Annotated in this window: 18 protein-coding genes and 1 tRNA gene; 6 read left to right on the top strand and 13 right to left on the bottom strand. The window is 71.1% G+C overall.

Annotation, left to right across the window (positions count from 1 at the left end; genetic code table 11):
* Nucleotides 1-93 precede the first annotated feature (93 nt).
* A complete protein-coding gene (locus F8O04_RS08300) occupies nt 94-1,542 on the top strand; it encodes a PAC2 family protein (protein WP_158028769.1) in 1,449 nt (482 codons plus the stop codon).
* 10 nt (nt 1,543-1,552) lie between these two features.
* Here F8O04_RS08300 and mshC read toward each other — a convergent pair whose 3' ends face one another.
* The gene (mshC, locus tag F8O04_RS08295) at nt 1,553-2,881 is read right to left on the bottom strand and encodes a cysteine--1-D-myo-inosityl 2-amino-2-deoxy-alpha-D-glucopyranoside ligase (RefSeq protein WP_158028768.1); all 1,329 of its coding nucleotides are present in this window, start codon (nt 2,879-2,881) and stop codon (nt 1,553-1,555) included.
* A gap of 145 nt (nt 2,882-3,026) precedes the next feature.
* Nucleotides 3,027-3,869 carry an undecaprenyl-diphosphate phosphatase gene (locus F8O04_RS08290; RefSeq protein WP_158028767.1) on the bottom strand — a complete coding sequence of 281 codons (843 nt, stop codon included), beginning with the start codon at nt 3,867-3,869 and terminating at the stop codon, nt 3,027-3,029.
* Between the two features lie 301 nt (nt 3,870-4,170).
* Between F8O04_RS08290 and F8O04_RS08280 the strand changes: the two genes are divergently transcribed.
* Nucleotides 4,171-5,868, top strand: coding sequence for an HNH endonuclease signature motif containing protein (locus F8O04_RS08280; RefSeq protein ID WP_188726205.1), 1,698 nt, complete (start codon nt 4,171-4,173; stop codon nt 5,866-5,868).
* 62 nt (nt 5,869-5,930) lie between these two features.
* Here F8O04_RS08280 and F8O04_RS08275 read toward each other — a convergent pair whose 3' ends face one another.
* The gene (locus tag F8O04_RS08275) at nt 5,931-7,262 is read right to left on the bottom strand and encodes a M20/M25/M40 family metallo-hydrolase (protein ID WP_158028764.1); all 1,332 of its coding nucleotides are present in this window, start codon (nt 7,260-7,262) and stop codon (nt 5,931-5,933) included.
* Between the two features lie 194 nt (nt 7,263-7,456).
* Between F8O04_RS08275 and F8O04_RS08270 the strand changes: the two genes are divergently transcribed.
* Nucleotides 7,457-7,542: transfer RNA gene (locus F8O04_RS08270), tRNA-Leu, on the top strand.
* 138 nt (nt 7,543-7,680) lie between these two features.
* Here F8O04_RS08270 and F8O04_RS08265 read toward each other — a convergent pair.
* From F8O04_RS08265 to F8O04_RS08255, 3 genes are all read right to left on the bottom strand, one after another.
* Nucleotides 7,681-8,577 carry an NAD-dependent epimerase/dehydratase family protein gene (locus tag F8O04_RS08265; RefSeq protein WP_158028763.1) on the bottom strand — a complete coding sequence of 299 codons (897 nt, stop codon included), beginning with the start codon at nt 8,575-8,577 and terminating at the stop codon, nt 7,681-7,683.
* A gap of 92 nt (nt 8,578-8,669) precedes the next feature.
* On the bottom strand, nt 8,670-10,487 hold the full coding sequence (locus F8O04_RS08260; RefSeq protein WP_158028762.1) for a DEAD/DEAH box helicase: 1,818 nt from the start codon (nt 10,485-10,487) through the stop codon (nt 8,670-8,672).
* On the bottom strand, nt 10,480-11,673 hold the full coding sequence (locus tag F8O04_RS08255) for an acyl-CoA dehydrogenase family protein (RefSeq protein ID WP_158028761.1): 1,194 nt from the start codon (nt 11,671-11,673) through the stop codon (nt 10,480-10,482). The genes F8O04_RS08260 and F8O04_RS08255 overlap by 8 nt, the downstream gene beginning before the upstream one ends.
* Nucleotides 11,674-11,706: 33 nt before the next feature.
* Here F8O04_RS08255 and F8O04_RS08250 point away from each other — a divergent pair, with 33 nt between their 5' ends.
* Nucleotides 11,707-12,741 (top strand): SGNH/GDSL hydrolase family protein, encoded by a 1,035-nt coding sequence (locus tag F8O04_RS08250; RefSeq protein WP_158028760.1) that lies wholly within the window; start codon nt 11,707-11,709, stop codon nt 12,739-12,741.
* On the opposite strand, the gene F8O04_RS08245 is transcribed toward F8O04_RS08250, so the two are convergent.
* Both F8O04_RS08245 and F8O04_RS08240 read right to left on the bottom strand, forming a co-directional pair.
* Nucleotides 12,720-13,346 carry a hypothetical protein gene (locus F8O04_RS08245; RefSeq protein ID WP_158028759.1) on the bottom strand — a complete coding sequence of 209 codons (627 nt, stop codon included), beginning with the start codon at nt 13,344-13,346 and terminating at the stop codon, nt 12,720-12,722. The two genes, F8O04_RS08250 and F8O04_RS08245, sit on opposite strands and share 22 nt — an antisense overlap.
* Nucleotides 13,343-14,176: a TrmH family RNA methyltransferase gene (locus F8O04_RS08240; RefSeq protein WP_225734994.1), complete on the bottom strand. Its 834-nt coding sequence runs from the start codon at nt 14,174-14,176 to the stop codon at nt 13,343-13,345. The genes F8O04_RS08245 and F8O04_RS08240 overlap by 4 nt, the downstream gene beginning before the upstream one ends.
* A 121-nt stretch (nt 14,177-14,297) precedes the next feature.
* Between F8O04_RS08240 and F8O04_RS08235 the strand changes: the two genes are divergently transcribed.
* The gene (locus F8O04_RS08235) at nt 14,298-15,290 is read left to right on the top strand and encodes a Sir2 family NAD-dependent protein deacetylase (protein ID WP_225734919.1); all 993 of its coding nucleotides are present in this window, start codon (nt 14,298-14,300) and stop codon (nt 15,288-15,290) included.
* Nucleotides 15,291-15,417: 127 nt separating this feature from the next.
* On the opposite strand, the gene F8O04_RS08230 is transcribed toward F8O04_RS08235, so the two are convergent.
* Nucleotides 15,418-16,497, bottom strand: coding sequence for a glycosyltransferase family 4 protein (locus F8O04_RS08230; protein WP_158028758.1), 1,080 nt, complete (start codon nt 16,495-16,497; stop codon nt 15,418-15,420).
* The gene (locus tag F8O04_RS08225; RefSeq protein WP_158028757.1) at nt 16,494-17,465 is read right to left on the bottom strand and encodes an alpha/beta fold hydrolase; all 972 of its coding nucleotides are present in this window, start codon (nt 17,463-17,465) and stop codon (nt 16,494-16,496) included. The genes F8O04_RS08230 and F8O04_RS08225 overlap by 4 nt, the downstream gene beginning before the upstream one ends.
* Nucleotides 17,466-17,534: 69 nt before the next feature.
* On the opposite strand from F8O04_RS08225, the gene F8O04_RS08220 reads away from it, so the two are divergent.
* Nucleotides 17,535-18,221: an exonuclease domain-containing protein gene (locus tag F8O04_RS08220; protein ID WP_158028756.1), complete on the top strand. Its 687-nt coding sequence runs from the start codon at nt 17,535-17,537 to the stop codon at nt 18,219-18,221.
* A gap of 167 nt (nt 18,222-18,388) precedes the next feature.
* On the opposite strand, the gene F8O04_RS08215 is transcribed toward F8O04_RS08220, so the two are convergent.
* From F8O04_RS08215 to F8O04_RS08205, 3 genes are all read right to left on the bottom strand, one after another.
* Nucleotides 18,389-18,649, bottom strand: coding sequence for a type B 50S ribosomal protein L31 (locus F8O04_RS08215; protein WP_158028755.1), 261 nt, complete (start codon nt 18,647-18,649; stop codon nt 18,389-18,391).
* A 215-nt stretch (nt 18,650-18,864) separates the two neighbouring features.
* Nucleotides 18,865-19,314 carry a hypothetical protein gene (locus tag F8O04_RS08210; RefSeq protein WP_158028754.1) on the bottom strand — a complete coding sequence of 150 codons (450 nt, stop codon included), beginning with the start codon at nt 19,312-19,314 and terminating at the stop codon, nt 18,865-18,867.
* Nucleotides 19,304-20,743 (bottom strand): DUF6177 family protein, encoded by a 1,440-nt coding sequence (locus F8O04_RS08205; protein ID WP_158028753.1) that lies wholly within the window; start codon nt 20,741-20,743, stop codon nt 19,304-19,306. Before F8O04_RS08205 ends, F8O04_RS08210 begins: the two co-directional genes overlap by 11 nt.
* Nucleotides 20,744-20,802 lie beyond the last annotated feature (59 nt).

The raw sequence follows: 20,802 nt of genomic DNA, 5'->3' as shown, positions 1-20,802 counted from the left end.
GCGCAGCCGGGTCGTCTGGCCGTATTGTTGGGCGGAACCCTTCGCTGAGCACGCGCGGGGGTGGGACGACGGCAGAGTGACGACGGGGGTTTCGTGCACGACGAGACGAACGACACGAACGGTGAGGCCGCGGCGCGGCCCTTCTCCGACGGCCGCATTCTCGTGGTCGCGATGAAGGGCAGGAACGACGCCGGTGAGGCCGCGAGCTCGGCCGTCACGACGCTCGCCGCGTCGCTCGGCCTCACCAACAGGGTCGCCGTCATCGACGACGAAGCGTTCTTCGACTATTCGATCAACCGGCCGCACACGGTGCGCACCCGGACCGGTCGTCGCCGCATCGTATGGCCGCACGTCACGCTGCTGAGCCCGAGCGGCGACGGGGAGCCGCTCGACCCGGACATGGACCCTGATGACCTGGCCGCTCGTCTGGACGAGGTCGACGACTCCGACCTCGTTGACGAACCGGGCGACGTGCCCCTGTTCTCGCTCGATGCCGAGCGCGAGGCCACGAGCACGGGCGAGCGCGAGGAGGGTGAGAGCGGGCGCGACGACGGGCGCGATGGTGGCGGCGAGCGTGCCGGCGGCGCCGGAACCGGCGGAGAACGCAACCTCGCGGGCGACGCCGAGCTGCGCGTCACCGGCGCCAACGGTGCCAATCTTCTGGTGTTGTTCGGCCACGAGCCCACCCTCCGGTGGCGCGGATTCATGGAGCGGGTGCTCGAGCTGTGCGAGCAGTACGGCGTCACGCGAATCCTGCTCGTCGGGGCGCTCCTCGCCGACGTGCCGCACTCCCGCCCGATCGGCGTCTTCGTCTCGAGCGAGCATCAGCCGTTCCGAGACGAGTTCGGCATCGGCCGCAGCGAGTACCAGGGGCCGACGGGCGTGCTCGGGGCGCTCGGCGACTTTGCCGCTCAGCGCGGCATCCCCTCCGTTTCGGTATGGGCGTCGGTGCCGCACTACGCGAGCCAGCCTCCCTCGCCGAAGGCGCAGTTGGCGGTCGTCGACAAGCTCGAGGAGCTGCTCGACGTCACGATTCCGCGCGCCCAGCTCATCGAGCGTGCCGAGCGGTGGGAGGACGAGGTCGACGCCGCGACGGGCGACGACAACGAGATCGCCGAGTACGTCGACTACCTCGAACGAGCCCACGACATGGTCGAGGCGCCCGAAGCGTCGGGCGAGGCGATCGCGAAAGAGTTCGAGCGCTTCCTGCGCCAGGGCGACGGGCGGGGCGAAGGTCCCCGCGGCGGCCAGCCCGGCCAGGGCGCCGGTCCCGGAGCGTGGACCGGGCCGGTCTCGAAGCCCGGCGGCGCCGGGCGTGCCGGTGAGCTCGGCACCGGCACGGGCGACGCAGGCCGCGGCGAGTCAGGCGACGACGCCGCTCGCGGCGCAACGGCCGAGCCCGGTGACGGGTCCGGGGTTGAGCCCGGCGATGCGTCCGCCGATGAGCGCGACGCGCAGCGCGGCGATACGTCGGGTGATGAGCGAGGCGACGCACCGCGTGACGAGCGATCCGGCGATGAGGCGCCCGGCGACGAGACGTAGCCCCGGCGACTTACAGCCTGATGCCGAGCAGCGCGTCGACGAGGTCGATGACGGCGGGATCGTGATCCCCTGACGCCGCCCAGCCGTCGACGTGCGCGAGCGCGAGGGGCGTGTTGAGGTCGTTCGCCACCGCGCGGCGGATCTGGGTCACCCGCGGTGAATCGACCGGGTCGATGCCATCGATCTCGGCCGTGCTCTCAGCGGCGCTCGCGGCCGTGCCGTCGGCGGCCGCGCGGTCCCTCACCTCGTTCGCGTGTGCCCGCCAGCGGCGCAGTTGCTCCTCGGCCGCGGCGAGGCCGGTGTCGCTCCACTCCCAATCGTCGCGGTAGTGGTGCCGCAGGATCGCGAGCCGGATCGCAGCCGGGTCGTGTCCGTCGGCCGTGAGCTTCGACACGAGCACGAGGTTGCCGAGCGACTTCGACATCTTCGTGCCCTGGTAGGCCACGAGACCGGCGTGGGCGTAGTGCTTCGCGAAGGGTTCGCCGGTCATCGCGCTCGCATGCGCTGCGGAGAGCTCGTGGTGCGGAAACGTCAAGTCGCGCCCGCCGGCCTGCACTGTGACGGTGACCCCGAGCGTGCCGGTCGCGATGACCGCGCACTCGACGTGCCACCCGGGCCTCCCGGCGCCGACCGGGGTCGGCCACGATGGCTCGCCCGCGCGGGCAGCGCGCCACAGCAGTGGATCGTACGGATCCCTCTTGCCGTCGCGATCGGGGTCTCCCCCGAACTCGCGGAACGATTCGGCCATGCGTTCGGGGCTGTACCGCGACGACTCGCCAAGCGTCCAGGGCGTGAGTCGCTCGGCGGCGCGCACGTCGAAGTAGATATCGGCGGCGTGCTGGTCGACGGGCGCGGGCGAGGCGTCGGACCCGATCGCGACGCGATACGCCGTGCCGTTCTCGAGCATCCGGCTCACGGCATCCGCCGTCTCGTCGATGACGTCCTGCACCCGCACGTAGACGTCCGGCGGCACGATCCGGAGGGCTCGCATGTCTTCGCGGAACAGGTCTGTCTGCTCCTGCGCGATGTCGCGCCAGTCCCGACCCGACGTGGCGGCCCGCTCGAGCAGCGGGTCGTCGACGTCGGTGATGTTCTGGGCGTACAAGACCGGCACGCCGGCGTCGCGCCACGCGCGACCGAGCGTGTCGAAGGCGACGTACGTGGCCGCGTGCCCCAGGTGGGTGGCGTCGTACGGCGTGATGCCGCAGACATAAAGCCGGGCCTCCTCGGGGTGGACCGGTTCGACCACCCCCGTCGCCGTGTTGAAGAGCGAGACGGGAACACCGGGACCTGCGACCTCGGGAACCTCGGGAGCTGGCCAAGAGGGGACGGACTTCACCGCACCACCCTATCGCCGTCGTCGATGGCACGACGTCGGCCACGGCATCCGCCCGGTGGCCCGCGACGATGCGACTGCGTCCGCCGGCTCCACGGGGTGGCCCGCTGCGCGGGGTCGCTTCCAGGTGGCCGGCTCCGCGGGTCGGCTACACGGGGCCCGAGTTCGGGTCCATCAGCCCGAACGACAGGAGGATGAAGATGAGCGTTCCGAGCCCGATGCGGTAGAGCACGAAGGGCATGAACGACCTGGTCTGGATGTACTTCATGAGCCATGCGATGACGGCGTAGCCGACGCCGAACGAGATGAGCGTGGCGATGATGGTGCCGGCCCACGGGGTCGACGTGGTCCCGTCGTCGCGCAGCGCGTTGAAGAGCTCGTAGAGGCCCGAGCCGAAGACGGCCGGGATCGCGAGGAGGAAGGCGTAGCGGGCCGCGGCGGGGCGGTCGTAGCCCATGATGCGGCCGGCCGTGATCGTTCCACCGGAGCGGCTGACGCCCGGGATGAGCGAGAGGGCCTGCGCGAATCCATAGACCAGGCCGTCGCGAATGTTGAGCCGCTCGAGCGTCTTCGTATTGCGGCCGAGCACGTCAGCGATGCCGAGGATGACGCCGAACACGATGAGGGTCGTCGCGACGATGTAGAGCGAGCGGAACTGGTCTCGGATCAACGACTGCAGCAGCACGCCGAGCACGACGACCGGCAGGGTTCCGATGATGATGAACCAGCCCATGCGGGCATCGGGATCGCTGCGCGGGACGGTGCCGCGGAGCGATTGGAACCAGCGCGTGATGATCCGCACGATGTCGCGCCGGAAGTACAGCACGACGGCGGCTTCGGTGCCGATCTGCGTGATTGCGGTGAAGGTCGCGCCCGGGTCTTGTGCCCCGATCCACTCGCCGACGATGCGGATGTGCGCTGACGACGAGATCGGCAGGAACTCGGTGAGGCCCTGGACGATGCCGAGGACGATGGCCTCGAACCAACCCATGCTGTCTCCGTCTCTGTACGCGCCGAAATCGTGCGCTCGAGGTGTCGCGTGCCTCGTGCGGGGTTCGCACGAGCCGGTCGAGTGTACGCCAGCGACGATGTGCCGCCGTTTGCAACGCCGCGGGTGGTTGCGCGAACCGCTCGGCACCTCGGTGGAATCCCGGCAGGGGTCGTCCCCGTCGTTCTCGGCGTCCCGGCGGCTCGCGAATCACGCCGCATACATGGACGGCGCCATGCCCTGATCCCCTCTTGTATCTCGAAGAGATATTCGATAAAATTGCGGTGCTGGGGGGGTGATTGCGGTGACGGTGGGAGACGAGCTTCGAATCATATGCGGCGCGTCGCTCGCGCGAGTGGCGGTCGCGCTCGCGGACGACGAGTTGCGCGAGGCGACGAATCACGAGCTGTTCGAGACCCTCGCGATCGCGGGCGAGGTGATCCGGCGGGCCGGAGCCGTCGTCGTCGAGGCGGTCGCGCAGGTCGAGCAGCGCTCCTCATCGCCGGTGCGTGCCGAGCGCGCCTCCACGCAAGCGGGGTGCGCGTCGGTGACCGAGTTGGTGCAACGGTGCACCCGGGTGTCGCGGCAGACGGCCAAGGGGTATCAGGCGGCCGCGTCGGCTATCACGCGTGACGTGTCGATCACGACCGGCGAGGTGCTGCCGGCGCGGTTCCCCGCGCTCCGCGAGGCGATGATCGCGGGTGAAGTCGGCGTCGATGGGATGGATGCCGCGGTGCGGCCGATCCGCGAGGCCGAGCCGCGCCTCTCGGCCGAGGAGCGCCTCCAGGCCGATGCGCTACTCGCCGCCCACGTCCGCGGCATCTTCGGGGCCGGTGAGCGCGGTGACGATGGTGGTGACGACAGTGGTGACGGCGGACGGCTTGGCGCCTTCGCGATCGGGCCCCTCGCGACGTCGGCTGACGGGGTGCGGCGGCACGCGAAGCTGATTGCGATGTACCTCGACGAAGACGGCGCCGAGCCGCGCGAAGCGCGCGCGATGCGCAAGCGCGGTCTCACGATTGGTCGGGAGAGAGATGGGCTCGTGCACGTGCGCGGCAACCTCCTCCCGGAGACCGCGGCCCAGCTTCAGCTTCTCCTCGATGCCCACCTCAACCCGAAGCGGAAGGGGCCCCGGTTCGTGCCGACGCCGAGCGCGCCGGCTCACCCTGAGGCTGCCGAGCGCGCCGAGCGCGACCGCGGCGCAGGCCGCGACGGCGCGAATAGCGACGGCACGAGGAGGCGCGGTGTGGTGCGTGACGACGCGAACGCGGACGACACGAATGGCGATGTGGAGGACACGAGCGGCGACGGCACGAGCGAGGTCGCAGGGGTCGGCGAGGACGGCGGCGAGTATCGGCTTGTCGGCCCGGATCCCGATCATCCCGAGCTGTTCCGCGTCGACGACCGAACGAGGCCGCAAGAGCAGCATGACGCGCTCGCGGGCATCCTCGCCACGGCGGCTCGGCACCATGAGACACCGGCCATCGGCGGTTCCGCGCCCACGCTGCTCGTGACCGTCGACGCGAACGACCTCGCCGCGAACCGCGGCTGGGCCACGATCGACCGCACGAAGGAACCCGTTTCAATCAGCGTCGCCCGGCACATCGCCTGCACGGGGGTCACGCAGCGCCTTCTTCAAGATCGGAACGGGCGGATCCTGGCTCTCGGCACGAGCGACCGTGTCTTCAACGCGCACCAGCGCCGCGCCATCCTCCATCGCGATGGAGGCTGCATCATCCCTGGCTGCACCGTGCCATCGACCTGGTGCGAGATTCACCACGTCCACGAGCACGCGGCCGGCGGCGCAACCCACACCGATAACGGGGTCGCGCTGTGCTGGCATCACCATCGCACGCTCGATACGAGCGGCTGGAGGGTCCGCATCCGCGGCGGCACGCCCGAGGTCCACGCCCCGGCGCACTGGGACCCATTCGGGACATGGCGCCCGGCGAGGAGCCGAGACCGGCCGCCGCGTCACTCGCATCGCCGGCACGCCGGATGAGGCGCCCTGCGCCGCGACGGCGCTGCTGCTGCGCGACTCCTCCGTAGGTCAGTAGAACGGACTCAGTACGTGAGCAGGAAGTCCTTCAGCACCTCACGGCCGAACACGAGCGCGTCGAGCGGAACCCGTTCGTCGACGCCGTGGAACATGCCGGGGAAGTCGAGTTCCGGGGGAAGCTTGAGCGGCGCGAAACCGAAGCCGGCGATGCCGAGCGTCGCGAGCGACTTGTTGTCGGTGCCACCCGAGAGGAAGTACGGCACGACCCGCGCCTCGCTGTCGAAGCGGCGCAGCGATGCCGCGGCGGCGGTAACGATCGGGCTCGCCGGGTCGGCTTCTGTGCCGATGTCCTGCTGGGTGATCTCGAACTCGATGTCGGGCCCGGCCAGTTCGCGAAGACGGTCGAGGGTCTGCTGCTCTTCGCCCGGAAATGGCCGCACGTCGATGGCGACCGTGGCCGATTCGGGGATGACGTTGTGCTTGTACCCGGCCTGCAGCATCGTCGGGTTCGAGGTCGTGCGCAGCGACGCGGTCAGGAAGCCGGCGCTCTTGCCGGTCGCGAGCACGAGCTCGTCGGGAGCGGTCTCGACGGGGTCGACGCCCATGATACCGGCGATCGCCTCGACCATCGCGGTCGTCGTGCGGTTGAGCTGCACCGGCCACTCCTGCTGCGCGATGCGCGCGACGGCCGCGGCGAGCCGGGCAACGGCGTTGTCGTGCGGAGCGATCACCCGCGAGCCGTGCGCGGCGCGGCTGCGGGCGTGGAGCTTGATCCAAACGATCGCCTTCTCCCCCGTCTGGACGAGGTAGGCACGCTGATTCGCGACCGTGATCGAATAGCCGCCAACCTCGCTGATGGCCTCGGTCGCGCCGGCGAAGTACTCGGGGTGGTCGCGAACCATCGGTCTCGCGCCATACACGCCGACGTTCTCCTCGTCGGCGAAGAACGCCACGATGAGCTCGCGCTCCGGCTGCTGACCGGCCGCGTGCAGGTCCTCGAGCGCCGTGACGATCATGGCGTTCATGTCCTTCATGTCGACCGCTCCACGCCCCCAGAGCATCCCGTCGCGGATGACGCCCGCGAACGGGTCGACGCTCCACGCGGCAGGGTCGGCCGGGACCACGTCGGTGTGGCCGTGGACGACGAGCGCTGGCTTCGCCCGGTTCCGGCCCGGCACCCGCGTGACGATGCTTCGCCGACCCGGCTCGGTGTCGTACCGGATGACGTCGAGCCCCATGGCCTCGAGGCGACCCGCGAGCAGCTCGGCGGCGGGCTCCTCCCCCTTTGACCGGCCCTCGCCGTAGTTGGTCGTGTCGATGCGAATGAGCTCCTGCGTGAGCCGCACGGTCCGGTCATTCGACAGGTCGGTCTGCTGGGTCACTGCGCCGTCGGTCATGGCGACAACCGTACTCGGAGGCGTGTGCCTCGGAGTGTTGGATGCCACTGCGTGACCGCGTCTCCGAGCACCGATCTTCGGTGCCCGGGGCCCGGCGTGCCGACGCGCCGAGCGCGTGGGGATTTTGCTCGGTCGTCAAACCTGGTAATGTTCTTCCTCGTGCCAGCGCGCCGCAAGGCGCACCGGTATCGCCCGCGCGGATGGCGGAATTGGTAGACGCGCTAGCTTGAGGTGCTAGTGCCCGTATTAGGGCGTGGGGGTTCAAGTCCCCCTTCGCGCACGCACTGCGGAACGGCCCCCTGCACGACCGAATCGGTCGTACAGGGGGCCGTTTCTCGTGACCGGGCCCGCTGCGGCACGGGGGCCATGGACTGTCGCGACACCCCGCCGCGACGGCCCGCCGCGGCAGCCGGCCGCGTCAGTTCCTCGAGGCCCGCTCGTCGGCGGCCAGGATCTGCGTGATCTCGGTCGCGTCGCCGTAGATGACCGGCGAGTCGTAGGGGCGGTCCGGGAATGCCCCGTACTCGAGCGCGATATCGAGCCCGTGCTCGGCGATGAAGGCCTCGACCTGCTCGCCCAGCGACACCGGCGTGCCGGTCGACACGTTGATGACGCCCGTGACCTCAGACTGCGATGCGGCGACCGCGATCTGCCGCCCGAGCTCTTCGACACGGATGAAATCGAACTTTCGCGTTCCCGTCGTGAATGGGAACGTCGTCTTGCCCGCGTCGGCCGCCTCGAGGAGTTTCGTGAAGATCGACTGGTTGTTCCGGTCGTCGCCGTAGATGTAGTACGCGCGGAGCCAGAGCAGCTCGGTGAGCTCGCCGAGGGACGCGAAGACGGAACGACGAAGCGCATCCTTGGCGATGCCGTACAGCGAGAGCGGATTCGTGGGCGTGTCCGCCGTGATCGCGCCCTCGTGATAGCCGACCTCGTGCATGGAGCCCAGGACGGCCAAGCGGCCGACCCCCGCCTGGGCGGCGTGGCGCAGCACACGGTAGTGGTCGCTGAGGCGAAGCAAATGCTCTGGAGCGGCGTGCGCGAAGCCCTTCTCCCACGCGAGGTGGATGAACGCATCCGGTGCGCCGCCATCGCCGGGGCCGGCGGCCTCAAGCAGCGCGTCCAGATCGGTCTCGGGGGCGAGCACGTCGAGCTCGACGGCCTCGACGGATCCGGCTCGCTTCGGGGCAGGCACTCGCTCCGCGCTGCCCGGCCGGACGACAGCCGTGACACGGTCTCCCCGATCCGACAGTGCGTTGACGACGTGGCGGCCGATATAGCCGGCCGCACCGGTGACCAAGACGTGTTGTGGCATCGGGCTTCCTCCTGCAATCCTCCCCGAGCCTAGTCCGAGCCCGGTCGCGCCCGGGTGCCCGGGGCGAGGGCCTGTCCCGTCGGGGCGCGGGCCTACCCTCGCATTCGCTGTCTGAGCAGATCGATCCGCTGCTGGAGCTGGTGCACCGTGGCTTGCCCGACGGCGGGTCCGCCGCACGCGCGCCGCAGCTCGGCGTGCACCATGGCGTGCGGCTCCCCCGACTGCCGCGCGTAGGCGCCGACCAGGCTGTTGAGCAGCTTGCGTTGCTCGGCCAGCGTTCGGTGCAGCGGTGCGGGCGGCTCGGTCGCATCCGGTCCCCCGCTCCCCCCGACCGTCGCGGCGCCGGCTCGGGACCTGCGTGCCTCTTGGATGCGGCCCTGCTTCGCCTGCCGCTGCGACAGCAGGCTTCGCACCTGGTCGGGTTCGAGGATGCCGGGCAGGCCGAGAAACTCGAGCTCCTCCTCGCTGCCCACCTCGGCCGTGTACCCGAAGTCGCCGCCGTCGTAGAGCACCCTTTCGAACACGGCCTCCGACGCGAGGGCCTGAAAGCTGTAGCGTTCGAGCTCGTCGCTGGCCGTGTCGCCCTGTTCCGCCTGCTCGAGCAGCGCATCCTCCAGGCCGGGCTCGGCGTCACCCTCGCCGGTTCGCCGGTCGAGGGCGTGATCGCGCTCCAGTTCGAGCGCGTTCGCGAGCGCCGTGAGCTTGGGAACGCTGGGCACAAAGATCGTCGCGGTCTCGCCTCGCCGCCGCGCCCGCACGAAGCGGCCGATCGCCTGCGCGAAAAACAGCGGAGTCGACGAGTTCGTCGCGTACACGCCCACCGCGAGGCGTGGCACGTCAACGCCCTCCGACACCATGCGCACGGCGACCATCCAGCGTTCGTCCGACTCTGAGAAGGCCGAGATGCGGTCGGATGCGGCGGGATCGTCGCTGAGGATGAGCGCCGGCCGTGCGCCCGTCAGACGTTCGAGGAGAGCGGCGTAGGCGCGGGCGGCCGAGTGGTCGGTCGCGATGACGAGACCGCCGGCATCAGGAATCCCCGCGCGGACCTCGGTCAGGCGCTTGTCGGCCGCGGTGAGCACCTGCGGCATCCACTGGCCCTCCGGGTCGAGGGCGGTACGCCACGCCTGCGACGAGATGTCCTTCGTGTTGTCGTCGGCGAGCCCGGCCGCCATCTCGTTGCCGCTTGTGTCGCGCCAGCGGACGCTACCCGCGTACTGCATGAAGAGCACGGGCCGAACGACGCCGTCATGCAGGGCGCGCCCGTAGCCGTAGTTGTAATCGGTCACCGAGGTGCGGATGCCCTCGTCGTCGGGTTGATAGGTCACGAACGGGATCGGTGCCGTGTCCGATCGGAAGGGCGTCCCGGTCAGCAGCAGCCGGCGCTCGGCGTGCTCGAACGCCTCCCGCATCGCATCGCCCCAGCTGAGGTTGTCGCCGCCGTGGTGCACCTCGTCGAGGATCACGAGCGTCGGCCGGTCCGCCGTGAGGTAGGCATGCGCTTTCGGCTTGATCGCCACCTGCGCGTACGTGACGGCGACGCCGTGGTAGCCCCGCGCCTGGCCACCGCCCGTGTTCGAGAACTTCGGGTTGAGCTGGATCCCCACGCGCGCCGCGGCGGCCGCCCACTGGGTCTTGAGGTGGTCGGTCGGTGCTACGACCGTCACGCGCTGCACGGTTCCCCGTGCGAGCAGCTCGACGGCCAGGCGGAGCGCGAAGGTCGTCTTTCCGGCGCCGGGGGTCGCGGCCGCGAGGAAGTCGCGCGGTTCGCGTTCGAAGTAGGCCTCGAGCGCCTCGGCCTGCCACGCGCGCAGCTTGCCGCTCGTGCCCCACGGGGCACGCTGCGGAAATGCTGGCGGGAGGTGCTCGGCGGCGTAGGTGCCGACCGCGTGCGGGTCCCGTTCAGTCATCGGCCGCCCGTTGGGCGTCGGGGCGGTTGACGGGCCCGAGCAGCCAGTTGGCGAAGGTGCGGCGCACGGATCGCTGCTGCGATGGGTGGAAGATGCTCGCGAGCACGTCGCGCGAGAGTCGGCTCAGCTCGTGGCTCGAGCGGTAGCCCGCGCCGCCGACCAGGTCGAGAGCGCCCTCGACGCTGCGGCGCGCGACCGTGGTCGCCTGCAGCTTGGCGGCCGTGAGGCGGGGAAACCAGGCCGAGCCGTGCGCGGCCTGCTCGTCGACGTCGCGCGCGGTCGCCTCGAGCTGCACGAGCGCTGACAGGTGCGGAATGCCGAGCTCGGCGACGTCGCTGCGCACGAGCTCGTCGTCGCTGAGCGGTGCGCCGCCTGCGACGAGGCTCGTACGCTGCTCGACCGCGTCGATCGCGATTCGCAGCGCGCGCTCGGAGACGCCGAGGTAGGCAGCGCCGATGAGCAGCAGGAAGTTGGCGAACACGGCGAACGTGAACGGCTCGGCGTTCGGACCCACGGGAAGCGTGGCCAACACGCGCGAAGCCGGGACATGCACGTGGTCGAAGGTCGTCGAGCAGCTGCGCGTCGCGCGCATGCCGAGCGTGTCCCAGTCGTCGTGGATCGTGATGCCCGCGTCGTCGCGTCGCACGACGCCGTGCACGAGGCGGGGATGCTCGGGGTCGCTGTCATCCCGCCCGAAGACGCACAGCCTCGTCCAGACGGGCGAGAGCGAGGTGAAGATCTTGGTGCCGCTCAGGCGGTAGCCGCCATCGCCGTCCGGCTCGGCTCGCACGGTCGAGTCGAAGAGCACCGCGTCGTTGCCGGCCTCTGAGATGCCGAGCGCATAGACCTCACCGTCGACGATCTCGCGCAGCACCCAGTCCATCGACGCGTCGCCGCGCTCGTGCGTCGTGCGGGCGATGCCCGTCACGACCTGATGCATGCCGAGCGCGAGGGCGGTCGCGGGCGCCGCCGTTGCGAGGCGCTTCTGCACGTGCACGAGCTGTTCGAGCGTGAGCCCGCCACCCCCGAATTGCCGTGGAACGTGCAGCCGCAGGTACCCGAGCTCCCGCAGATCCTCGAGATCGCCGAGCGGGAAGGCGTTGTCGTCGTCGGCCGCGATTGCGCGGTCGCGCAGGGCAGCGAGCACGTCGTCGTCCAGAATGGTGCGGGGACTCGTGGCGGACATGCCTCCGAGGGTACCCCCGAGGGCGGGAGAATCATGGCGGACGCGGAGCGGTACGAGGGCGACCTCGAGGCAGCGGGCCGGCACGGCGTCGAGACCGACGACGACCGGCTTCCGGGGATCGAAGCCCCAGGCCTCTACGTCCGGCATCCGTGGCTCCGGTTCGTCGCCCTCGGCGACTCGTTCACAGAGGGCGTCGGCGACCCGGAGCCGACCTCGCCGAACGGCGTGCGCGGGTGGGCTGATCGAGTCGCCGAGGAGCTCGCGGAGGACGCCCCAGGCTTCGCGTACGCGAATCTGGCGATCCGCGGCCGGTTGCTCGACCAGATCCTTGCCGAGCAGGTGGAACCCGCTATCGCGCTGCAGCCCGACCTGATCACCATCTCGGCGGGCGGGAATGACATGATCCGGCCCGGCGCCGATCCCGACGCGATCGCAGCCAGATTCGAGCGGGGCGTCGAGCAGTTGCGCCGGACGGGCGCGACCGTGGTGATTTTCACCGGCGTCGACACGCGCTTCCAGCCCGTGTTCGCATCCATGCGGGGCAGGATCGCGATCTACAACGAAAACCTGCGTGCCGTCGCCGCCCACCACAATGCGATCGTCGCCGACCAATGGGCACTGCGGTCGATTCAGCGCCCGGCCATGTGGACCGACGACCGCCTGCACCTGAACCCGTACGGCCACCACGAGGTCGCGCGCATGGTGCTCGACGCCCTCGCCGTCCCCAACTCGCTGCGGCCCATGGCTCCCGAAGCGGTTCGTCCCTCGCGGTGGCGTGATGCGCGCGTGCGCGACATCGTGTGGGCGCGCGAGCACCTCGTGCCGTGGGTCGTTCGCCGCATCCGCCACCAGTCGTCGGGCGACCGCATCTCGGCGAAGCGGCCCTTCGCCGAGCCGCTATTCCGGCCGGGCGAGCTCGACGAGACGGTCGCGGGCGCCGTGCCGGGCGATTCCGCCCTCGAGACGGGCGGCGGGTCGAATGCACCGCAATCCCCGTCGCCGCTGTCGTCGCCGGATCAGTTCCCGCTGGATCAGTCGTCGCCGGATCAGTCATCGCCGGGCGCGTAGTCGACCCCCGGAACGATCTCATTGCCGCACACGTACGGCAGTAGCTGCAGCAGCAGCGCGGACGCATCGGCTTGCTGGTCGCGCGTGCCGTCGAGCCACACGGTGTCGAGGCGCACCTCGACCGTGCGACGCGCGCAGACCCAGCCCGCCGTCACGAGGTCGCCGGGCGAGCCGATGAGGTAGCCCTCCCCCGTCACCCCGAGCGGATTCTCGAGCTGCACGCCGCCGTCGCCGCGCCACGCCTCGAGTCGCTGCGCGCCCTCGTCGGCGGCCGTGGCGTGCGGCCGCTGCGTCACGTCGACGACGACGTGGCCGTGGATGCCGTTGACCTCGCACGTGAAGGGGTCGGCTTCCAGGTCGGTCCATTCGCCGAGCTGCGTGACGGTGTAGCCCTCGCCGAGGATGAGGTCGATCGTCTGCCGCGACACCCCGTCGCACACCCACGGCTCGGTTGGTTCGGCGGGGATCTCTTCGCTCGAGAGCGGGGAGCACGCCGCGAGCACGGTCGCGAGCAGGGTGGTGAGCCCGAGTGCCGCGGCCGTGCGTGCGATGCGGCGCGACGGTCCCGGTCCGGTTGCGGAGGGAGGCCGGCGCTGCGGCGTCACGCGCCCTCCTGCAGGGCGTAGAGCGCGACGGCGCTCGCGGCGGCGACATTGAGCGAGTCGACGCCGTGCCGCATGGGGATCATGACGGTCGCGTCGGCGTGATGCAGGGCTCGCCGCGACAGGCCGTCGCCTTCGGTGCCGAGCACAAGCGCGACCCGCTCGGGTCGGTGGGCCGCGTAGTGGCGCAGGCTCACGGCGCCATCGTCGAGGGCGAGGGCGGCGATGCTGAAGCCGTGCTCGCGCAGCACGGCGGCCGACGCGTCCCAGTGGGGCAACCGCGTCCACGGCACCTGGAGCACCGTCCCCATGCTCACGCGCACGCTGCGGCGGTAGAGGGGGTCGGCGCACCGCTCGGTCACGAGCACGGCGTCGGCACCGAGCCCGGCGGCGGCGCGAAAGGCGGCGCCCACGTTGGTGTGGTCGACGATGTCTTCAAGCACGAGCACCGTGCGCGCGTCGCGCAGCAGGTCGGCAGGCTCCGGAAGCTCGGGCCGGTGCATGCTCGCGAGGGCGCCGCGATGCATGCGGAAACCGGTGAGCTGCTCGAGCAGGGCGCTCGAGCCCACATAGACGGGGAGGTCCGGGAATGCTTCGAGCGTCGGCGCGAGGCCGTCGAGCCACTGCTCCTGCAGCAGCACGGATCGCGGCCGGTGACCGGCCGCGATCGCGCGCGCGATGACCTTCGGCGACTCGGCGAGATAGAGCCCGCCCTCGGGCTCGAGCCGGCGGCGCAGCGCGACGTCAGTGAGTCCGACGTAGTCGGAGAGGCCGGGGTACGCGGGCCGTTCGCCGTCATCGAACTCGTCGGCTCCGAGGTTGCTGATGGGAATGACGCGCACCGAACAATGTTGACAGAGACGCGTAACGTCATGGAACGGCCGCATCGCGGCGGCCGGCCCGGGCCGCCACGACCCACGATGCCCCACCGCCGCTGCCACGAAAGGACACCACGTGACCACCCCGACCGAGTCGATCGGCGAGCGCGCTGCGCGCACCCCCGAGTCGGTCGCGCGGGCCGTCGACGCCCTCGAGCGACTCATCGACGGTCGACGCGTCGCCGTGCTGACCGGTGCTGGCCTCTCGACCGATTCCGGCATCCCCGACTACCGCGGCGACGGATCGAAGCCGCGCCGCACGCCAATGACGGCGCAGCGATTCGTGAGCGACGAGGCCGACCGCAAGCGGTACTGGGCCGGCTCGGCGCTGGGGTGGAAGCGGATGCGCGACGTGCAGCCCAACGCGGGGCACGTCGCGCTCGCGCGCCTTGAGGCGGCGGGGGTCGTCGCCGGGGTGGCGACGCAGAACGTCGACTCGCTGCACCAGCGGGCGGGCACGAAGCGGCTCATCGAGCTGCACGGGCACCTGCGCACGGTCTCGTGCCTGCGGTGCGGCACGCCCGAGACCCGCGAGTCGCTTGACGCGCGCCTGCGGCAACTCAACCCGTGGCTGCCGGCCGACCTCGACGAGGTGCCATTGAACCCAGACGGTGACGCCGAGGTCGCGCGCGTCGACGAGATGGTCGTTCCCGCGTGCCTCGTGTGTGGCGGGATGCTCAAGCCCGACGTGGTCTTCTTCGGCGAGTTCGTGCGCCCAGAGAACCGCGAGGCCGCCGAGGCGCTCGTCGATGACGCCGACGTGCTCCTGTCGGTCGGGTCGAGCCTCGTCGTCAACACGGGCCGTCGTCTCATCCACCGCGCGCGCCGGGCGGACAAGCCCGTTGCGATCATCAACCGGGGCCCGACGGCCGCCGATCACGAGGCCGAGCTTCGCGTCGAGGGCGGCACGAGCGAGGTGCTCGCGGCGCTCGCGGCGCGGCTCCGGGTGCCCGCCCCGGCCCGGCCTGACCTCGCCCGGCCCGGGCAAGCCCCCGCCCCGGCCCGGCAAGACCCCGCCCCGGCCCGGCAAGACCCCGCCCCGGCCCGGCAAGACCCCGCCCCGGCCTGACCTGACCCCACCTCGCCATTCTGAGTGCACACGTCGCACGTGGCTCGAGATGAAAAGGGGCTCTCGCCGCAGTTGGTGCACTCAGAAAGGCACGCGCGCGCGCACGCACGCCGCCCCCACCCACGTACTACTGAGGGTGGCCGTCCGCGACCTCACGGCACGCCGCGAGGAGCACCTCGGCCGAGGCGTCCCAGGTGAACGCTTCGGCACGCGCGATGCAGGCCGCCGAGCGGGCGGCCCACTCGCCCGGCTCGGCGAGCGCCAGGGCGCCCGACGCGAACGACGACGGCGACGACGGGTCGGCGTAGACGGCCGCGTCTCCCCCGACCTCGCGGAAGATCGGCAGATCGCTGCACAGCACCGGCGTGCCCGCCGCCATCGCCTCGATGAGCGGCAGCCCGAAGCCCTCGTTTCGCGACGCCGTCGCGAGGGCCGTCGCCCCCGCGAGCAACTCGCGGTACTCCTCATCGCTGACCCCGTTGTGCATCTCGATCGACCCAGCTGGCGCCAGTTCGAGCAGCCTGACCCGCGTGTCGTCGTCGATGCGCGAGCACAGGTGCAGCGTCCAGCCCCGCAGCTCGTGCATCGCCCGGGCGAGCGTCTCGACGTTCTTGTAGGGCAGGAACGCGCCCATGTAGACGAGGCTGGGCCGCTCCGACGGCGCCTGGCGCGGCGCGTCGGCGCGGAAGGCGTCGTCGGGGGCGTTGCCGACGATCGGGATGGGAGCATCCGTCAACCGGTGCCGGCGCATGAGATCGCGCGTCGTCGCCGAGACCGCCGCCACCTGATCGGCGCCGCGCAGGAGCAGCCGCTGCGGCCAGAATGACAGGTGGTACAGCCGCCACAGCAGGCGGAGCACGGGCGAGAACTGCCGCGGCGGCATGCGATTCTCGTAGTAGATGAGGTCGTGGATCGTGAGGATCAGGCCGTAGCGCCGCCCGAGCTGGCCCATCGTCTGCATCGGCGAGAACACCACGTCGGGTCGCAGGGCGTTGACGCGGAGCGCGACGAGGGGTTCGAGCATGCTCGTCGGCGCCGTGACCTTCGCCCACGGCAGGTCGGGCAGCATCGCCAGCTGCGCCCGATCGCTGATGAGCATCGTGACGGGGTGCCGCTTCGCGACGGCGCGAACGAGCTCGGCAGAGAAGCGCGAGATGCCGTCGTGGCGGTCGGTGCGCACGTAGCGGCAGTCGAAGACGAGCTTCATCGCGGCGACTCCCCCGTCGATGCGGTGCTGTTGGCGTGAGCGCCCCACTCGTCGATCGCCGCGCGGATCAGTCTCGCCGCGGCGGCGGGAGTCTCGTAGTGCACGAGGTGGCCGACCCCGTCGATGACGCGCAGACTGGCCTGCGGGGCGGCCTCGGCCAGGGCAAGCTGCGCCTCGATCGGCGCGATCGCGTCGCGCGCCCCGGCGATGAGCGACGTGCCGGCGGGCAGTTGGGCGGCGTGCGCGAGCACCGAGTCGGACACCGACGCGCGGAACGCCTCGAGCAGCGTGTCGCGGTCGTGGAAGCTTGAGAAGTGGCGGTCGTGCTCGCGGTGAATCCAGGCCCGCAGGGCGCGGGAACGCGTCACCGCCATGACCTCGCTCATGACGCGCGTGATGAGCCGGTTGCGCAGCAGTGCATTGCCGAGGCCGACGGGGAGCGCGGCGCCGAGCCAGTAGTAGAGGATTGCGAGCCGAGTGCCGACCGCGGCGGTGCCCTCAAGGGCCGGGGCCGCGATCGGATTGACCAGCAGGATGCGCCTCGGTGCGAGCATCCGGACGTCCCGCGCCACGATGAGCGAGCCGAACGAGTGGCCGAGCACCACCGCGCTGCCCGCGGGATCGACGTGCTCGAGGAACGCGGCGAGCCAGGCCGCGTAGTCGTCGAGCGAGTGTCCAGCCGGAAGCGGATCGCTCTCGCCGAAGCCGGGCAGGTCGGGGGCGATGAAGCGGATGCTCTGGTTGCGATCGCCTGCCGCGTGAGGAGAGTCGGGCGCGAACTGCGCCACGACCGGAAGAAGGCCGTGGTGCGTGCCGCGGAATCCGTGAACGAGCACGATCGTCGTCGTCGCGTCGTCAGGACCGGCCTCGTACGACCAATATCGTGTTCTCGAGCCCGCGACCTGCGCGGCGGCGTCGGCGACACGCATCCGCGCGAGCCGCTCGTCGGTGGGACTGTGGATGCGCATCGTGGAAGAGTGTACGAGCGATCGGCTGGGCCGCTCGTCCCGACCGATCCGAGCACCGGAGGAACCCTCATGACCTGGGCCGAGCGCGTCGCCGTCTTCGATCTCGAGACCACGGGCGTCGACCCGACCACGTCGCGGATCGTGACGGCCTTCATCGGTCTGCTCGACGCCGACGGAGAGCTGGAGCGCGGCACCGACTGGCTCGCCGATCCGGGCGTCGAGATTCCGGAGCAGGCCGCCGTCGTGCACGGCATCACGACCGAGGTCGCTCGCGCGGAGGGAGCCCCCGCCCCGCTCGTGATCGCCGCCATCCGCGCCGGTCTCGACTGGATCGGCCGGCACGGGGTACCGCTCGTCGTCTACAACGCGCCCTACGACCTCACCCTCTTCGCCGCCGAGTGCGCGCGGCACGGCGTCGAGCCCATCTCGCTCGGCGAGCAGGTCGTCGACCCGCTCGTGATCGACAAGGCCGTCGACCGCTACCGCCGAGGGAAGCGCACGCTCGGCGACGCCTGCATCGCCTACGGCGTCGAGCTCCTCGACGCCCATACGGCCGGCGACGATGCCGTGGCCGCCGGGCGACTCGCGCAGGCGATGGCCGCCAAGTTCCCCGACGAGGTCGGGTTGCGCTCGCTCGCGGAGTTGCACCGCGCACAAATCGCGTGGTGCGACGAGCAGGCCGACGACTTCGAAACCTACATGCGGCGCGAGCGCGACCCGGCGTTCACGGCGCAGCGGGGGTGGCCGCTCCGGTGATCGGGCCGCGGCGCCCCTGAACGGTCGGCCGCAGGCTGCGCATCAGGCGTCGGCCGGCCGTGCCGTCGTCGGCGCACGGCCGGGGACGACGAAAGCGGTGGCGCATCCCGGCGATCGCAGACGGATCGGTGCGGGATGCGCCACCGCTTCGGCGACGCGCGGGTCGACTATTTCTTGCCGCCGAACTTCGCGTAGCGGTTCTTGAACTTCTCGACGCGACCGGCCGAGTCCATGATGCGCTGCTTGCCCGTGTAGAACGGGTGCGAGGCGCTCGAGATCTCGACGTCGATGACGGGGTACATGTTGCCGTCTTCCCACTCGATGGTCTTGTCGGTGATCTTGGCGGTCGAACGGGTCAGGAACTTCTCGCCCGAGGAGAGGTCGTTGAACACGACGGTGCGGTACTCGGGGTGGATGTCGCTCTTCAAGGCGGGCCTCCGGGATGTCTGGTGATCGGGTCAGCGGCGTCAGGCGGCATTCGACCGAGAATCGACGGACCGCTGAAGACGGGCAGTGCACTCGGCACGGCGCGCCGGGTGCAGGTGTCAGCGAGGTGCAGCATGCGATGCGCAGGATGCTCTAGGCACCTGCGCGTGACGCGCCGTTCGAGCGCACGGAAACCCGTGCAAGCCAAAAGTCGATGCTAGCACGGTGCGCGCCCGCGTTCGAGGGTCGTCCCTGGCGTGTCGTGCAGGGGCTCCGCTGCGCCCGGACCGGCCGGCGGGCGGACATCGGTGTCGGGCGAGCCGTCGAGCGGCAGGAGGCGCGCCCCGATCGTGCGGGCGATCGCGGTGGCGAGCTCTTCGCCGAGCCCGCGATCGCGGTTGCCGATGAGCACCTCGTGCACGAACGCCGGTAGGTCGATCGCGTCGGCGGCGCTCGGGTAGACGCGAACGAGGTCGTCGATGACGTCGACCCGGAACGGCGCGTAGATCGAGACCACGGGTTCGCCGTCCGGACGGCAGATCGACATGGCTCCGCCGCCGTCGGTCTGCTGCGCCATGAGCGGTTCGCCGCCGCGCCGCTCGATCACGCGTTCCACCATGCGCGGGATCAGCGGCTCGGCCGCCGCGATGAGCGCCTCATAGGGCATCGCTTGCCTCCTGCTCGCTTACTGACTGTCCGCTTGCTGCCTGCTCGGTGGATGCGTCGGTGTCGTCGGTGTCAACGCCCGTTTCGTCACCGGCGTCGTCACCGGCCTCGTCGCCGGCGTTGTCACCATCACCGTCGCCGCCCTCGTCAGCGTCGCCCCCGAGGTCGGCCATGACCTCGGGCCCGAGCCGGTTGAGCGCCGCCGCCGCGATGACGTCGCGCCATTCCGTGCCGAACATGACGACCGGCATCATCTCGCCGAGCCCGGCTGCCACAGCGTCCGCGCCGATGGCGCCGAGCAGCGCCGCGAGCTCGTCCGCGTTGTCCGGGTGCGGTCGCTCCCCCAGCTCGGCCACGAGCGATGGGCGCCGCCCGCTGCCGACGAACTCGACGGCGAAGTGCGCCTCGAGCGCTGCGCGGCGGCGAGCGATCGAGAAGCGGGCCACGCCCGCCGCGCCGATGAGCAGCGAAACGGGGATCGACGGGGGTCGCAGCCACGGCCAGATCGATAGGTCGGAGACGCCGTAGTCGGCGGTCGCGGAGGTGTAGAGCGGCAGCCCGATTTCGGGCAGCTCGGTGAGCGCCTCCGTGACCGCGAGCCAGCGTTCGGTCGTGGCGGCGTCGCCGGCCGGTCCGAGGTCGACGCGCAGCGAGTACGCCTCTTCAGCGCCGACGCGGCGCGGGCGGATCCGCACCTGACCGACGGCGAGCCGCCCGTCCTCCCCGCTCCCCGCGATGACGACCGACGGGCCTCGGTGCGCCCGCGCCCGGAAGAACTCGGCGACCTCGTCGCCGTCCCACGGCGTGACGACCGGCTCGCGCACGCCCCAGTCGAGCGCCGTCTCACCGAGCACCGCCTCCGCGAGGTGTCGGAGGGATGCTCCGAAAGGCGCCGCCGAGACGTTGCGGTGCCGAACGGTTGCGTTCACGACGAGCACCTCGCGTACGTCGCCGGGGTCCACGGCGATCGCCGCGTGCTCCTTCGCGAGCCGCGGTTGCTCGGCCTCCCCGTTCCTGTTCCGGCTCCCGGCGCCACGATCGCCGTCGGCGCCACCAGTGCGACTGGCACCGCCGCGGGCGCGGGGCACGGCGTCTTCGATGCGCGCGAGCCGCTGCCCCGTCGCGGCGTTGCGCAGCCCGGCCTCGGTGTGCACGACCCAGACGCCACCGAGCGTCGTGAGGGCGTCGTGCATGGCGGGCGTCAGGCGCGCATCACCTTGCGTGAGCAGCACGACGTGTCGCTGCTCGGTAGCCGAGAGGCCGAGCAGCCGGGCGCGGGCGCCGCTGAGGTGCACGATGGGGGCCGTCGACGTCGTGAGCACGAAGCCCGGCCCGATCGCGTCGATCGCGGGGCTCTCGCTCCTCGGCCGCACGGGCGCGGGCCGGTCGGGCAGGTGGTAGCCACTCGGTGCCGTCGCGTGGTCGCTCACGCGCGCAACCCTACGTGAGCATCCCATCGTGAGCGGCCCGCCGTGAGCATCGCGCCGTC

The organism is Pseudoclavibacter endophyticus, from assembly GCF_008831085.1.
Classification (GTDB): Bacteria; Actinomycetota; Actinomycetes; order Actinomycetales; family Microbacteriaceae; genus Pseudoclavibacter; species Pseudoclavibacter endophyticus.
Note: the sequence above shows the minus strand (reverse complement) of the source record. Positions and strands in the feature narration are given on the sequence as shown.

Coding starts and splice junctions, on each gene's coding strand:
- F8O04_RS08210 (WP_158028754.1), bottom strand. CDS start 19,314: ATGCCCTATGAGGCGCTCATCGCGGCGGCCGAGCCGCTGATCCCGCGC.
- F8O04_RS08230 (WP_158028758.1), bottom strand. CDS start 16,497: ATGAAGCTCGTCTTCGACTGCCGCTACGTGCGCACCGACCGCCACGAC.
- F8O04_RS08265 (WP_158028763.1), bottom strand. CDS start 8,577: ATGCCACAACACGTCTTGGTCACCGGTGCGGCCGGCTATATCGGCCGC.
- F8O04_RS08290 (WP_158028767.1), bottom strand. CDS start 3,869: ATGGGTTGGTTCGAGGCCATCGTCCTCGGCATCGTCCAGGGCCTCACC.
- F8O04_RS08225 (WP_158028757.1), bottom strand. CDS start 17,465: ATGCGCATCCACAGTCCCACCGACGAGCGGCTCGCGCGGATGCGTGTC.
- F8O04_RS08260 (WP_158028762.1), bottom strand. CDS start 10,487: ATGACTGAACGGGACCCGCACGCGGTCGGCACCTACGCCGCCGAGCAC.
- F8O04_RS08220 (WP_158028756.1), top strand. CDS start 17,535: ATGACCTGGGCCGAGCGCGTCGCCGTCTTCGATCTCGAGACCACGGGC.
- F8O04_RS08250 (WP_158028760.1), top strand. CDS start 11,707: ATGGCGGACGCGGAGCGGTACGAGGGCGACCTCGAGGCAGCGGGCCGG.
- F8O04_RS08255 (WP_158028761.1), bottom strand. CDS start 11,673: ATGTCCGCCACGAGTCCCCGCACCATTCTGGACGACGACGTGCTCGCT.
- F8O04_RS08275 (WP_158028764.1), bottom strand. CDS start 7,262: ATGACCGACGGCGCAGTGACCCAGCAGACCGACCTGTCGAATGACCGG.